Source organism: uncultured Parolsenella sp., assembly GCF_934660935.1.
GTDB lineage: Bacteria > Actinomycetota > Coriobacteriia > Coriobacteriales > Atopobiaceae > Parolsenella.
In genome coordinates this window covers 120,916-135,743 of the sequence record NZ_CAKUIH010000001.1, presented here as the reverse complement: position 1 = coordinate 135,743, position 14,828 = coordinate 120,916, and the positions used below count along the sequence as shown (strand labels likewise).

15 protein-coding genes are annotated in these 14,828 nt (G+C 54.0%); 3 read left to right on the top strand and 12 right to left on the bottom strand.

The features are described from left to right. The first annotated feature begins 13 nt into the window (after positions 1-13). Complete coding sequence (locus tag Q0H23_RS00585; protein WP_293834603.1) at positions 14-1,606, top strand: ClC family H(+)/Cl(-) exchange transporter; 1,593 nt, start codon at positions 14-16, stop codon at positions 1,604-1,606. A 340-nt stretch (positions 1,607-1,946) separates the two neighbouring features. Here Q0H23_RS00585 and Q0H23_RS00580 read toward each other — a convergent pair whose 3' ends face one another. The 4 genes from Q0H23_RS00580 to Q0H23_RS00565 are packed head-to-tail and all read right to left on the bottom strand — an operon-like array spanning position 1,947 to position 4,124. Next, positions 1,947-2,882, bottom strand: a complete 936-nt coding sequence (locus Q0H23_RS00580; protein ID WP_293834601.1) for an FAD-dependent oxidoreductase — start codon at positions 2,880-2,882, stop codon at positions 1,947-1,949. 42 nt (positions 2,883-2,924) lie between these two features. Next, the gene (gene dut / locus Q0H23_RS00575) at positions 2,925-3,374 is read right to left on the bottom strand and encodes a dUTP diphosphatase (protein ID WP_293834597.1); all 450 of its coding nucleotides are present in this window, start codon (positions 3,372-3,374) and stop codon (positions 2,925-2,927) included. Beyond that, positions 3,364-3,819 carry a transcriptional regulator NrdR gene (gene nrdR / locus Q0H23_RS00570; protein ID WP_293814164.1) on the bottom strand — a complete coding sequence of 152 codons (456 nt, stop codon included), beginning with the start codon at positions 3,817-3,819 and terminating at the stop codon, positions 3,364-3,366. The genes dut and nrdR overlap by 11 nt, the downstream gene beginning before the upstream one ends. 59 nt (positions 3,820-3,878) lie before the next feature. Further along, on the bottom strand, positions 3,879-4,124 hold the full coding sequence (locus Q0H23_RS00565; protein ID WP_293834595.1) for a hypothetical protein: 246 nt from the start codon (positions 4,122-4,124) through the stop codon (positions 3,879-3,881). Between the two features lie 193 nt (positions 4,125-4,317). Here Q0H23_RS00565 and lexA point away from each other — a divergent pair, with 193 nt between their 5' ends. Both lexA and Q0H23_RS00555 read left to right on the top strand, forming a co-directional pair. After that, a complete protein-coding gene (gene lexA, locus Q0H23_RS00560; RefSeq protein WP_293834592.1) occupies positions 4,318-4,971 on the top strand; it encodes a transcriptional repressor LexA in 654 nt (217 codons plus the stop codon). An 8-nt stretch (positions 4,972-4,979) separates the two neighbouring features. Continuing rightward, the gene (locus Q0H23_RS00555) at positions 4,980-5,810 is read left to right on the top strand and encodes a heparan-alpha-glucosaminide N-acetyltransferase domain-containing protein (RefSeq protein WP_366509929.1); all 831 of its coding nucleotides are present in this window, start codon (positions 4,980-4,982) and stop codon (positions 5,808-5,810) included. 9 nt (positions 5,811-5,819) lie between these two features. Here the strand turns inward: Q0H23_RS00555 and hflX are convergent, their stop codons facing one another. The 8 genes from hflX to recA all read right to left on the bottom strand — a co-directional run bounded on the left by hflX (position 5,820) and on the right by recA (position 14,716). Then, complete coding sequence (gene hflX, locus Q0H23_RS00550) at positions 5,820-7,127, bottom strand: GTPase HflX (protein ID WP_293834589.1); 1,308 nt, start codon at positions 7,125-7,127, stop codon at positions 5,820-5,822. A 31-nt stretch (positions 7,128-7,158) separates the two neighbouring features. Then, complete coding sequence (gene miaA, locus Q0H23_RS00545; protein ID WP_293834587.1) at positions 7,159-8,103, bottom strand: tRNA (adenosine(37)-N6)-dimethylallyltransferase MiaA; 945 nt, start codon at positions 8,101-8,103, stop codon at positions 7,159-7,161. After that, complete coding sequence (miaB, locus tag Q0H23_RS00540) at positions 8,100-9,407, bottom strand: tRNA (N6-isopentenyl adenosine(37)-C2)-methylthiotransferase MiaB (RefSeq protein WP_293834772.1); 1,308 nt, start codon at positions 9,405-9,407, stop codon at positions 8,100-8,102. The genes miaA and miaB overlap by 4 nt, the downstream gene beginning before the upstream one ends. Positions 9,408-9,466: 59 nt before the next feature. Beyond that, positions 9,467-9,784, bottom strand: coding sequence for a stage V sporulation protein S (locus Q0H23_RS00535; RefSeq protein WP_293834584.1), 318 nt, complete (start codon positions 9,782-9,784; stop codon positions 9,467-9,469). A gap of 96 nt (positions 9,785-9,880) precedes the next feature. Continuing rightward, the gene (locus tag Q0H23_RS00530; RefSeq protein WP_293834582.1) at positions 9,881-10,972 is read right to left on the bottom strand and encodes an ATP-binding protein; all 1,092 of its coding nucleotides are present in this window, start codon (positions 10,970-10,972) and stop codon (positions 9,881-9,883) included. A 41-nt stretch (positions 10,973-11,013) separates the two neighbouring features. Continuing rightward, positions 11,014-12,576, bottom strand: coding sequence for a ribonuclease Y (rny, locus tag Q0H23_RS00525; RefSeq protein WP_293834580.1), 1,563 nt, complete (start codon positions 12,574-12,576; stop codon positions 11,014-11,016). 339 nt (positions 12,577-12,915) lie between these two features. Further along, positions 12,916-13,632, bottom strand: a complete 717-nt coding sequence (locus tag Q0H23_RS00520) for a regulatory protein RecX (protein ID WP_293834577.1) — start codon at positions 13,630-13,632, stop codon at positions 12,916-12,918. Further along, positions 13,622-14,716, bottom strand: a complete 1,095-nt coding sequence (gene recA / locus Q0H23_RS00515) for a recombinase RecA (RefSeq protein WP_293814153.1) — start codon at positions 14,714-14,716, stop codon at positions 13,622-13,624. The genes Q0H23_RS00520 and recA overlap by 11 nt, the downstream gene beginning before the upstream one ends. Positions 14,717-14,828: the final 112 nt, after the last annotated feature.

Genomic DNA, 14,828 nt, shown 5'->3' with positions numbered 1-14,828 from the left:
GAGCATCACATTCGTGGCTAGTGAAACCAAAGACCCCATTCGCAGGCGTTTGTCAAAACGATTCCAAGTCAGCCTCGTGTGGGAAGGCGCTCTCGTTGGCCTTCTCGGAGGGTCGATCATTACTCTCTATCGACTTTCGCTCACCTGGGCTGAAAAGACGATGAGATTTCTCACTAGCCAGATCTCCTCTAATATCCTTTTCGCTATCGGATGGTTTGTCGCTCTTGCGATTATGGCTCTCGTTGTAGCCGCGCTTGTGCGTTTCGAGCCGGCTACCTCGGGTTCTGGTATTCCTCAAGTTGATGCCGAGGTAATGGGCAAGTTGAGCGCGCCTTGGCATCGCGTCATTGTTGCGAAGTTCCTCGAGGGAACCGTGGGGGCATTTGCCGGCTTGTCTCTTGGTAGAGAAGGCCCCTCAGTGCAACTGGGCGGCATGGCGGGCAAGGCCGTATCCAGAGCTTTCAAGCGTGGAAGGGGAGAGGAACGTCTGCTCGTCACATGCGGAGCAGGTGCAGGTATGGCCGCGGCGTTCCATGCGCCCCTTACCGGCGTCATGTTCGCCCTCGAGGAGATTCATAAGACGTTCAATGCACCGCTGATCATCTCGGTCATGATGAGCGCGGTCATGAGTGACTACGTCGTCTCTCAGGTACTTGGTCTTTCTCCGGTCATCAGCTTCACACTCATCGAGAATATTCCCCACGAGGCATATGCCCTTCTCATCGTCTTTGGAATCATAATTGGAGCGATCGGGGCGCTGCATAACTTGGGCATGTTCGCCATTCAGAATGCAATGTCTCGCATTAAGCTGCCGAATCCGCTTCGCTACATTATTCCGTTCATGCTTGCTGGCATTGTTGCCATCACGGCCCCAGACCTCATGTGCGGAGGAGACGCGATCCTCGAGCTACTTATGCGTCCCCAGGGGCTAACACTTGCAACTCTCTTGCTGATCTTGCTCGGGAAGTACCTCTTTACCGGTGTTTGCTTTGGAGCTGGTACGCCTGGCGGCACGCTGTTCCCGTTGGTGGTTATGGGCGCTCTTGTCGGAACAATCTTCGGCGATGTGGCGACCGGCCTATTTGGGATGCATCAAAACCTCGTCATGAACTTCATGGTTCTTGGAATTGCTGGTCTATTTGCTGGTGTCGTGAGGGCCCCCGTCACCGGAGTCGTCCTTGCATTCGAGCTAACCGGAAGTCTAGACGCGCTTCTTTCGCTTTCCATCGTGAGCGTCTTTGCTTACGTAACCGCGAATCTGCTCCAGGTCGATCCCTACTACGAGCATCTCCTTGCCAGGTTCCTCGGAATCAGCACCAACGAGACTCACGAGCATTGGGGTGGACACGGTAGGCAAATTCACAGTTACGTTGTTGAAGCAAGCTGCAATGCAGCCAATAAGGCGATCTCAGAGATACCCTGGCCTGAACACGCGCTTGTCGTATCCGTTCGCCGTCATGGCCGTGAGCTATTGCCTAACGGTGCTCTAGTTCTTGAGGAAGGTGACCGGATTCTTGTCCTTATGGACGAGAAAGAGGGTGACGAATCCGAATCGACGGTTCGGATGCTTTGCCATGGGACCTTTGTGCCAAAGGAAAGAGCCTAAGACCGGAAAAGGTATCGAATCTAAGTCACTAGTCATGAAACGGGGGTCGCGGCAGTATCGCGGCCCCATTCTTGGTTGGGATGCCTGGCTTTCTTGACATCATTCATACCTGCTAATGCTGATTAGCAGGCACTTTACATAAGATATATTATCGTTATTTGATTTAAGGATAAAGAAAGGGGAGCCGGAATCTTTACACGAAAAGGCAGTGACGGCTGTATTCAACGCGATAAGCACTCATAAACTGATAGTGGTGCCCGGACAGTGGCGCCCGGAGGTCATTAATGAGAGGCACAGACGCCACCGAGCAACTTAATCAACGAGTGCGCGAAGGCTTGAATTAGATGCTGTCCAGATAGCGCATTGCAGACTGAGCAGCGACGGCTCCATCTGACACAGCAGTTACCACCTGCCTGAGCGGCTTTTCGCGAACATCGCCTGCACAGAACAAACCCGGCGTCTTCGTAGCCATGGAATCATCCGTTATGATCGAGCCATCAGTGGCAAGATCAACGAGACCAGCAACCAATGCAGTGTCTGCATCATGACCAACCGCAACAAAGATGCCAAATGAGCCGGGTTCGCATTCTATGGTCTCAACTTCATCATTCACTAAGCTCCTGAGCGTAATCCTGCTAGGAAGCACTTCTCCCTCGATTGATTCAATTTTAGTTTGGTACCTAACTAAGATAGAGCTCGAGCTTGCGATCTTATCTTGCAAACTCTGGGCGGCACGCATCCGATCCTTACGAACGACCATCGTGACTTGTTTACCTATCTTAGAAAGGTAGAGGGCCTCTTCACATGCCGTGTTGCCGCCACCGACAACATAGATATCCTTACCGCGATAAAACATACCATCACATGTGGCGCAATAGGAAACGCCTCTCCCACGGAACGAATCCTCACCAGCAAACCCAGCCATGCGTGGTTGAGCACCTGCGGTATAAACGACTGCCTTTGCCTTAAGGGTCACACCATAGCACTCCAGTTCAAAACCATCTGCTGTTTTCGAAAGGCTTGTAACCTCATCCTGAAGAATCGAAGCCCCGAGCGATTTAGCATGCTCATAAAGCTGCTCGCCTAGGTCACGACCAGCAATTTCAGGGAATCCAGGATAATTGTCGACTTCAGGCGTGGTAGAAATCTGACCACCGAATGCACCCCTCTCGACAGTTACGGCATCAATGCCATAACGCGTGGCGTAAAGAGCGCAAGCGAGGCCGGCTGGACCTCCGCCGACGATGGCAAGGTCATGGCTTTCAGTGGCGATCATGGACTGTCAGCTCCTCAAGGACGACAAACAATCGAATTCTATCTACGCAACACCGCTTGAACCGAAACCACCGGTTCCCCTGTCGGTCTCATCAAGCTCCTCAACCTCGGATAGAGTAACTGCCGGAACTTTCTGGATAACCAGTTGAGCAATTCTTTCGCCCCGCTCGATATGAATCGTCTTCTCGGGATCAAGGTTAATGGCGCAGACCTTAAGCTCTCCACGGTAATGCGAATCAATAAGACCAGGTGTGTTAGCCATAGAAAGGCCCTCGCGCAAGGCAAGCCCACTCCTGGGCTGAACAAATCCGGCATAACCTTCCGGAATCGCAATCGCAAGACCCGTAGAAACAAGCCTTCGCTCGAACGGCGCAAGACTCACATCCTCAGAAGAGCGAAGATCGAGACCCGCATCACCTTGATAGGCATAGGCGGGAAGCTGCACGGACTCATCAAGCCTTTTGATTGGAAGAATGATCTCGTCATTGTTCATTAGACAGTCTCCTCAGCTCTGCAGAAAACTCGTCGATATCTTTGAAATCACGATAAACAGAAGCGAAGCGAACGTACGCGACCTTATCAATGTCGGCGAGGCGCTTCAAAACCATCTCTCCAAGGGCACTAGATTCCACCTCGGTAATACCGTGATCGCGGAGATCGGACTCAATATCAACAATGATGGAGTCCAAGACATCGACAGGGATATCGCGCTTAACAGTAGCCCTGACAAGACCACGCATGATCTTCTCGCGATCAAAAGGTTCTTTGGTACCAGAGTGCTTTAAAACAACGAGCGGCAGTTCCTCGCGGCGCTCGTACGTCGTAAACCTGAATCCGCATTGCGTGCACTCGCGACGACGCCGAATCGAATCGTTACTCTCCGCAGGACGGGAATCGACAACCTTTGACTCCTCGCAGCCACACTTTGGACAGCGCATGGTACTCCCCTCGATAATACATTCTCAAGGAAAGATACCATAAGCAGCCATTATCTTAGCTAGAAGACGCCTCGAGTAAATGCCCAGAAGGCAAGGACAACGATAGAGGTGACGATGAATGCAAGCATGCCACCGAGTTCTTCGCGAGCACCGAGGCTCGGAGCATTCAGAGAAGCGACGGTGGGCCTCAGATTCTCTGAAGCAGACACAGCGGTAGATTTGCCGCCACCAATGACGGTGAAGTTAGCAACAGCCTGTGGCTTAAGGGCAGATGTGCCGGACACGAAATACATATTGTTCGTCATGATCTTATATCCTCCCCAATAAGCAACTCTTACAGCATCTATCTAACTTCATCTTGCGGACATTAAACTATATCTGAACATTTGTTCTATAAATAGAATACTCGTACGCTTGTTCGTGTCAAGTAGAAATTAGAACATTTGTTTGAATGCAAAAGCGAACGGGTGTATGATTGCTCAAAACAAAGGAGGAGACATGCCCAAAGAGAAGATCACCAAGCGTCAGCAACAGGCGTTCGATTTCATTTGCGCCTTTACGGCGACACATGGCTATCCCCCCTCCGTTCGAGAGATAGGCTCAGCTATCGGCCTGTCCTCGCCCTCGACTGTCCACTCTCATCTCCACAAGCTCGAAGAAGCCGGCTACATCAAAAGAGATCCGAATAAGCCGCGCACGATTGAAATCTGCGAGGATGCCAAAGCGCGAGCCAAACAAAGCCCAAAGCTTGCAGAGGTAAAGCAGGACGTCAACACGAACACGGTGACTCTCCCGCTCGTTGGTCGCGTAGCCGCAGGCTTGCCTATTCTCGCCGAACAAAACGTTGAGGAAGTCATGACCCTGCCCACGAACGTCGTGGGTGACTCGAGTTCCTTCATCCTTCGCGTCCGCGGCGAATCGATGATTAATGCCGGCATTTTTGACGGCGATTACATCGTTGTCCGAGAACAGCATGACGCCCACAACGGAGAGATTGTCGTCGCCCTCATTGAAGATTCCGCAACCGTTAAGACCTTCTACAGGGAAAAGGATCGCATTCGCCTTCAGCCCGAGAATGACACGATGGAACCCATCTACGCAACGAACCCAACAATCCTCGGCCGCGTCACCGGTCTTTTCCGCTCCATGTAGGTCGCCATATGGTTTCAAGCCAGCATATGGTTTCAAGCCAAAGAGTGCGCGGCTATGACGTCCTACGAGGCATTTCCGTCGTATCGATGGTCGCGTTTCATGCTTGCTATGACATCGTCTATCTCTGGGATGTTCGTTTAGGCTGGTTTAGAAGCCCGTTGCAGGACGTTTGGCGGGCCTCCATCTCATGGTGTTTCCTGCTCATCGCGGGAATCATGTGCAGCTACTCAAGAAACAACCTGAAGTGGGCCCTAAAATACCTATTCGTCGCAGCCGTCATCTGGATTGCGACGACGTTAATTGCCGTAGACACACCTATTAGCTACGGGATCATTTACTGCATGGGCTTCAGCTCGTTTCTGGTCTGGGCACTAAATGAGCTCTTTCGCAAAAAACGAGATGCATGCGCAATCGAACCTAACGGTCTTGTCTCGCGCCCGGCAAATGGATCGAAATCAATTGAACTCTCATTTTTAGCAACAACGCTGTTCCTGGCCTTTTTGCTAACCCTAGAAGTGCCACAAGGCAGGCTTGGACTAGGCGTCTTTGGTGGGCCATACATTACGCTACCAAGGTGCCTCTACATAACAGAAATGCTGAACTGGCTAGGGTTTCCAGGGCCATCATTTTCATCGGGTGATTACTATCCGCCAATCCCCTACTCGCTTCTATTCCTTGTAGGTTCAACACTCGGCTTATACATGAAGCACCAAGGAGTACCCAGTATCTTAAATAAGATAAGGTGCGCTCCTCTTGAGTGGATTGGTAGACACGCTCTGGAAATTTACGTGGTTCATCAACCAATCGTTCTAGCGCTTCTCACCTTGGTCTTCAGCTAAAGCATCACGCTACTTAATGGAATCAGAATCCCCAACCTGATAAGGCGCGAGTGTCGCAGCCATACGAGCGGAGACTCTAGCCGTGACGAGCAAGCCCCCACCTTGGTATTGCTCGTGAATAACCTGGCAACGCTCATGAACCATCTTCATGAGAATGCCCTTTTCATAAGGAATTAGCGCCGTAAGGGTCGTATCTCCAGCGCTCGCCTCCTCCGCAATCCTGTGAAGGAGTGCCGCCAAGCCCGTTTCCTCTTCAGCGGATACGAATACGGCATCAGAATGATAGGCGCGAAGACTCGAAAGGTCATCAGGGCCGAGCAGATCGCACTTGTTAAATACAAGCACACGGCGAATGCCCTTCGCCCCTATCTGATCGAGAATCTCATTGACGGCATCACGCTTCTTCTGCCAATTGGAATCACTGGCGTCAACGACCTCAAGGACTAAATCGGCTGCCTTCACCTCGGCAAGAGTGGACTTAAAACTCTCGATAAGACTCGTGGGAAGCTTTTGGATAAAGCCAACCGTATCGGTAAGAGTTATCTTGCGTCCTTCAGCCAAATCGATGGAGCGGGTCGTGGGGTCAAGCGTCGCAAATAGCTCATCCTTTGCGTAGACGCCAGAATCGGTCAGCGCATTAAGCAAGGTAGACTTACCGGCATTCGTATACCCTGCCAACGCTACGCGCCAAATGCCAGAGTCCCAGCGCGCTTTGCTCTGAGTCTCACGACGCGTCTCGAGCTTGACAAGTTCGCGCTTCAGCGCGGAGATTCTATCCCTGATTAGCCTACGGTCAACCTCAAGCTGACTCTCACCCTGGCCAAATCTACTACCGATACCTCCTCGAGTTTGTTCACCCATGAGATGGCTCCACATGCCACGAAGGCGTGGAAACAGATACTGCAGCTGAGCGAGCTGGACCTGGAGACGACCCTCTCTGGTCTTAGCATGCCTGCCAAAGATGTCGAGAATGAGGGCTGTTCGATCTATGACCTTAACCGGCTCACCAAAGGTTCGCTCAAGATTTGACTGCTGAGACGGCGAGAGCTCATCGTCAAACACAACTACGTCAACGTCGAACCTGCGAACCGCAGCGGCAATCTCCTCAGCCTTACCGGAGCCAACGAAGGTCTTCGGAGAAGGAGCGTCGAGTTTTTGAGTCTCCCGTCCAACGACCACACCATCTGCAGTAGCAACGAGTCTCTCGAGCTCATCGAGGGAGTCAGCCATGGGCCAATCGCCCTTGCCAGTATCCACTCCCACAATGAGAGCTCTTTCTGGAACCGGAGCCGTCTCAATATACTTGAATCTCGGCATGACCGACCACCTCTAAGAAACGAAAGACCCGTTAGCTTCGATAACGAGAGCGGAGATCAGATACGATAAGATGCATCGCCTCATCAGGGGAAACAACGTCGAGATCAATCCAGTTCGCCCGCCCGTCTCTACGGAGCCACGAAAGCTGTCGCTTTGCATAGCGGCGCGTTCGCCGCTTAATCAATTCGACAGCCTCATCCAGGCTAATCTCGCCATCAAGATATTGCAGAATCTCTTTATAGCCAATAGCCTGACGGGCCGTTAGGTCAACTCCATAACCTCTGGAGACAAGACCTTCAACCTCAGATACGAGGCCTTGCTCGACCATCATGTCAACGCGCTGGTTGATACGAGCGTAAAGCCTATCCCTGTCCATGGTGAGAGCCCATATCTTAGCGTCATAGCGAGGCTTTCGGACACGGAGGTTCTCAAGCTGAGCGGAATACTTGACTCCCTGGTCAAGCATTTCAAGAGCACGAACCACTCGCTTGGAGTTATTAGGGTGAATCGCCTCCGCTCCGTGAGGGTCGCGCTCGTAGAGGAGGTCCCAAATCGCTCGTGCACCCTTGTCCTCTAGCATTTGCTCATAGCGGCCACGTGTAACGCCATGGGTTACCCCGGTCGGGAATTCCATCTCATCAATGACAGCATCAAGATAGAGACCCGTGCCACCGCAAAGAACTGGAGTGCTTCCCGCAGCCAAGCGCTCATCTATGAGCTTTCTGCTGTCCTCCTGGAACCTCGCAACGGAATAGTCCTCATCGATACCTACGACATCGACCATCTGCAGCGGAACGCGCCTCTCTTGAAGTGGCGTCTTAGCAGTACCGATATCCATGCCGCGATAAACTTGCATGGAATCGACCGAGATGACGTCACTCCCAAGTTCAAGCGCGACGAGTTCAGAAAGCGAGCTCTTACCGGAGGCAGTAGGCCCAACTATGCAGACAACGGGACCTCTCCGCCCCTCACTCACCTGGGCTCCCCCACCATCGGTCCGCGCAGATACCAAGTACGTGCTTCCTCGACCTTCACATCAACAAGCTTACCGATGAGGGAATCGGGTTCGATGCCTTCCGGAGCACGGAAGTGAACGGTCTTGTTCTTCGGGCTATGACCAACAAGGACATCGCCATCACGCTTCGAGATACCCTCCACAAGCACCTCGACAGTGCGACCAAGCTCGACCTGATTGGCATCGAATGCCTGCTGGGCGACAAGCTCAGCCAAGCGGTCGAATCGCTCCTGAATTACCTCGCGGGGAGTTGGGTCATCTATTTCCGCAGCTGGGGTACCGGGGCGCTTCGAATAAATGAAGGTGAAAGCAGACTCAAAGCCGACCTCTTTCACGAGAGAGAGGGTCTGCTCAAAGTCTTCCTCGGTCTCGCCGGGGAAACCAACGATGATGTCCGTTGAGAGTGCGATTCCTGGCATTGCGGACTTAATCTGGTCAGCAAGGGCAAGATAATCCTCACGTGAATAATGACGGTTCATAGCCTTGAGAACGCGTGTAGAACCACTCTGAACCGCAAGATGAAGCTGCGGCATGACGGCAGGAGTCTCGGCCATCGCAAGAATTGTCTCGGGCGAGAGATCCTTGGGGTGAGAGCTCGTGAAACGAATACGCTCGATGCCAGTCTCCCCCACCGCGAGGAGAAGCTCGGCAAAACGGGGTGAGCCATAGCGCTGGCGACCGAAAGAGTTGACGTTCTGGCCAAGAAGGCAGACTTCGCGAACACCATCCTCACGAAGGCGACTTACTTCGTCGACAATATCCTCGAAAACGCGATCCCTTTCCCTGCCACGGACATACGGCACGATGCAGTAACTGCAGAAGTTGTTGCAGCCCGTCATGATGGGAACCCAAGCATGCCAAGGAGTCTCACGCCTGCTTGGGAGGTCGCTGGAAAAGCCGGGACCGTCCTCGCTCACGTCCGCCTGAACAGACTTGCCATTACCATCGAGAGCGCCAGCAAGCAGCTCGGGAAGACTCGAGATAGCCCTCGTACCAAAGACGACATCGACGTTCTTCATGTGCTTACGGATGTTCTCGCCATCCCTCTGGGCGATGCAGCCTCCAATGGCGACAAGCCTACGCCCGCTCGGCGGTACCGGAGCGCTCACCATGGCAGAAACCTGCCCATACAGATGGGTATCCGCCTTCTCGCGAACACAACAAGTCATGAAGACGACGATATCCGCCTCATCGGGCGAGGCAACTTCGATACAGCCGCACGACCCAAGCACGCCAGAAACGCGTTCAGAGTCATGAAGGTTCATCTGACAACCGAAGGTCTTGACGTGATACGTAAGACCAGCAAGAGAACGAGAAGCTTCCACTACGCAACCACCGATCCAGCGCCCTGCTCGATGCGAGTGGCATCGGCAGGGGTAAGCCTATGAACATAAATTGCAATACGAATTGCCGTGCGACTCTGGCCATCAATGTCGATATCAGAGAAAGTCGGGGCACAGGAGATGTCATAGCCGGCAGGAATCAAGAATCCGCGTGCAATTGCGACGGCCTTGATAGCCTGGTTAACAGCGCCGGCACCCACAGACTGGATATTGACCGGCACGCCATCCTTGACCATACCTGCAATGGCACCCGCAACAGAGGCGGGAGACGACTTGCTCGAGACCTTTAGGTAGTCCATGGGTAAAGCTCCTGTCGTGTACTGGAATAATTCGGGTGCTGTTGTGCTGCGATAGTTAGCGTTGGAACCGCGATAAGACGCGCAGGATCTGACGCGTCAGTCTTCTTTTTCAAGGTCAAACGTTACGACTACCTTATCATGCGAGACGCTAATCCTCGGGTCGCCAGCAAGGGCGAGGTAATAGCGCTCAGACAATAACGAGAAGTCCCGTTCCATAATACGCGCGAACTCCTCGACGTCGTCTTTGGAAATACGAAGGCCCCTACGATCCCGAGTGAGATCGATTTCCTTTGGACCAGGGGTGCCACCCTGATGAGTGAGCCTATTTGCGACCGATCTAAGCGGCTTAATTTGACCGGCTAATATGCGGTGGGCAGTCCGCTCCGAAATGTAGAGTCCAAGTGACTCGGCGATAGAAGCGAGCTCATGGGCATCCCCGGCAACAGCAGGACGATCAATCACTCTGACCTCATCGATATCATCAACGAATAGAAGGCGGGAGCGATCTGGAGATTCATTAGTGAGCGCGCGCATAGTGGCAAGTACCTCTGCCGCAGATCCGAGATACACTTCGCAAACGCCACGCTCTTCCAAAGCAAATTCGCAGCTCGTTCGGATTATGTTTTTAGGACCACGAAGTCTAGGTTCGCCCTCATCTCCGCGGCCGATAGTCGGCCACGTACTTTGATCCTTGCGCTCGGTCAAAGCCGTCGTATCCGAGACGACACGAATGGAAGAGCCGAGCCCTACGCCAGAGGCCATGACATCGGAGCTCTTAGAATTCTCCCGAATGGAGAACAGGGCCATGCCTCTTCCGTGCACGCCCCATCTGTCCATATGCACCGAATCGAGCTTGGACGTAACGCGCGCATCGAAAATCTTCTTACGCATGGAATCAGGAAGGCCAGAGCCATCGTCAATCATAACGATGCTGCGCTCATCACCATCGCGATTCGTAGCTACGAATATGGTGTGGGCACCGGCGTCACGAGAGTTACGAAGCATCTCAATGACAACGTCCTCGGCACAGCGAATGTCATGCTTCGCCTGCCTTCGCTCCGCCTCGCCGACACGAAGCCTGACAAAGCCGTTACCCAGGGACTCTTCAACCCTAATGGCGGAATCCCCCGAAACGCTTGCAACGAAATCAGCGAGCGAGGGAGTCCCCTTCGAGGCCCCCTCGCTCATGAAATCTGTTCTATCTTCAGCCATTCGATGGTAAACGACGTCTACTTGGCAACGTCGACAGCGCGAGATTCGCGAATGACAACGACGCGGACCTGACCGGGGTATTCCATCTCGTCCTCGATCTGCTTGGCGATGTCATGGGCGAGCACCGTGGCCTCAGCGTCAGAGATCTTCTCGGGCTGCACCATAACGTGAAGCTCACGACCAGCCTGCATGGCATAGGTACGCTCGACGCCATCGTGGGCGTTCGAAATCTCTTCGAGCTTCTGGAGACGCTTGATGTAGGTCTCAGCGCTCTCGCGGCGAGCACCGGGGCGCGCGGCGGAAACGGCGTCGGCGGCCATCACGAGCTGATCAAGGATGGTGTTGGGCTCAACGTCTGCGTGGTGAGCCTCGATAGCGTGTACGACCTCAGGGCGCTCGCCATAACGGCGGGCAAGATCAGCGCCGATAACGGCATGAGGTCCCTCAACCTCGTGGTCAATCGCCTTGCCGATATCGTGGAGAAGACCAGCGCGCTTGGGAAGCGTCGGGTCGAGACCGAGCTCGGAAGCCATGATGCCGCAAAGCTCAGAAACCTGCTTGGAGTGTGAGAGGACATTCTGTCCAAAGGAAGTGCGGTAACGGAGAGCGCCGAGCGTCTTTACAATCTCGGGGTGGAGATCATGGATCCCAGCGTCGAAGGCTGCCTGCTCACCGGCCTCCTGAACCCTCTGCTGTACGAGAGTCTCCGCCTTCTTATACATCTCCTCGATGCGGGCGGGGTGAATGCGGCCATCTGCGATCAGGTTCTCGAGAGCAACGCGAGCCGTCTCGCGACGAACTGGCTCAAAGCTGGAGAGAAGCACCGTCTCAGGCGTATCGTCGATTACGAGAGAAACACCAGAGACCTGCTCGAAGGTGCGAATATTTCGACCCTCGCGACCGATGATACGGCCCTTGAGGTCATCGGAAGGAATATGAACCGTAGTTACCGTAACCTCACCAGCTTGATCGGCAGCGCAACGCTGAATAGCAGTGGTGACGATCTCGCGAGCGGTCTTATCCGCCTGGGCGCGGGCACGCTGCTCACTCTCGCGAAGAATCTGCGCCTCTTCGCGAACGGTATCCTTGCGGACGCGATCGAGAAGTTCCTTGTGAGCTTCGTCGGTGGAAAGGGCGGCGATGCGCTCGAGCTCGGTAGTCTGCTGCTTCATGAGCTCGTCAAGGTCAGACTGGCGACGGTCAAGCTGGCCAGCCTGGCTAGAGAGCTGGTGCTCGCGACGATCAAGGGCGTCATTGCGGCGATCAAGAGACTCTTCGCGCTGCATGATGCGGCTTTCCATGGATCGAAGCTCGCTCTTGCGCTGCTTCTCCTCAGCCTCGGCGGCCTGACGCTGCTTAAGGATATCCTCCTTAGCGGCGAGAACAGCTTCCTTCTTCGTGGTCTCAGCCTGACGCTCTGCATCGTGGGTAATCTGCTTGGCCTTCTCCTCGGCCTCAGAAACCTGACGATTTGCATCCTGTACTCGAGCGGAGTTCTGACCGTTGACGACGAAGTGCGAAATTGCAAAACCAATTGCAAGCGCAACAAGCGCTGCAATAACGACGATCTCGATGCCCATAGTGACTCCTAGGAAAACGTTTGGTGAGGATGTTCAGGAAACCGTCTCACAACGAGACAGAGCCCACCATCCGAGCGAATCCCGGCGTCTATGCTTATGCGAACATCGCAGGTACATGAACAAAGAGTACGTCTGCCGCGATAAGGCCGGCGGACGGGATAAACCCAAATGGTTGTTCTATTTTATGGTTAACCGAATATTCAGTCAACGTTATGTAACGTCCCCCATCAAGTGCGAACAAGTGCGAAAGCGGATGGCCGCAGCTCGCCGCAAATGCCGTGCATGACACCCGCACCCCGCCGCAAATGCCGTGCATGACACTCACTGTCTTAAATGGAACTAGCACGTGCCGTCTTCTCGAGCTCTGGACAGATAATCTGAAACGACAGACGTGCAGACAGAAAGTGGATATCCCTTAGAACAGAGGAACCTCACGAGCTTCTGGTATGGGTTCTTCTCAGGGATACGCCTACGCTCAAGGAGTTCAAAAGCGCGGTCCTCAGGGCTCTCGTCATCGAGGAACTCCTCAGGCCAGCCAGCGACGTCAGACAACGTTACGCCACGATGCGCAAGCTCTCGCTCGATACGAACTGGCCCCCAGCCAGCGGATAGCTTCATGCGAATAAAGGATCCTGCAAACCTCTCGTCATCAATAACCCTGAGAGTGATTGCCTTTTCGATGGCACGACGCGCACAGTCACGCGAAAAGCCATCTCTAACGAGCTTGTCCTCGGCCTCCTTGGACGAATATTCCCTGCGAGAAACCATGTCGACCAAGCGCTCCCAGGCACAGGCATCCCCGAGCTCGCGAATGATGTACATGAGCTCGGCATGGCTCTGCGGCTCTTTGGAATCCGACGATTCAAGCTTCCTGGCTACGGGCACAGGAATATATAGGTCATCGAAACCCTCTGAAGCGACTATCACCTTGGGCTTACGCTGGCCCAGGGCAGCTGCTCTGTCTGGATAGGTCGCAGACCAACAAAAGCCGGAGGACGCATGATGCTCATGCGGCTCCCCCGGCTTGACGATCTTACGAGCGCGACTACTCGGCACCGTCAGCCTCAGGCGAGGTGGCCTCAGGAGAATCCTCCTCCGGAGCGTCAATAAGGCCCACGGCAACCCTCACGCGGTTCTCGATTTCTTCACGAAGATCCGGGTGGCTGCGGAGCATCTCCTTGGCGGCCTCTCGTCCCTGCCCAAGACGCTCGCCTTCGTAGGTATACCAGGCACCAGACTTATTAATGACGTTCTTCTCGACGCCAAGGTCAAGAATCGAGCCCTCCTTCGAGATACCCGTGCCATACATGATGTCAAACTCGGCAACCTTAAACGGAGATGCGACCTTGTTCTTGACGACCTTCACGCGAACGCGGTTGCCAATGATATCGCCGCCCTGCTTGATGGAGTCAACACGACGGATATCCATACGAACGGATGAGAAGAACTTGAGGGCGCGGCCACCCGGCGTTGTCTCGGGGTTACCGAACATGACGCCAATCTTCTCACGAAGCTGATTGATGAAAATGCAGGTCGTGTTCGATTTGGAGAGAGAACCGGCAAGCTTACGGAGAGCTTGGCTCATAAGCCTGGCCTGAAGGCCAACCGTGGTATCACCAATCTCTCCCTCGATCTCAGCCCTGGGAACAAGGGCGGCGACGGAGTCGACAACTACGACATCAATCGCACCAGACCTGACAAGCATGTCGCAAATCTCAAGCGCCTGCTCGCCGGTATCCGGCTGGGAGATCAGGACCTCGTCGATATCAACGCCGATGCGGGCGGCATAACCAGGATCAAGAGCATGCTCCGCGTCGATAAAGGCAACGACGCCGCCCATGGCTTGAGCCTCCGCAAGAATCTCAAGGGAAAGGGTGGTCTTACCAGAGGACTCAGGACCATAAATCTCAATGATGCGACCACGCGGAACACCGCCGATGCCAAGCGCGGCGTCAAGAGCAATAGAACCGGTGGGAATGGCATCAACGTGGAGGTCTGGGCCACCATCACCGAACTTCATGATTGCGCCCTTGCCAAACTTCTTCTCGATCTCCGCAGTTGTGGATTCGATCATCTCCTCGCGAGCCTTGCCCGTGGTGGGCGCATGAATCTCGCGAGACGTACCGCTGGACTTTGCCATTTCCTCGTTCCCTTCCATTGTCGTCCTCCATATAGTACGCGAACGTTCGTTCGTGGTCAACAGAACGGGGAAAGCGTATAACGAGGAAACCCGACACTACCTTGCAACCCTC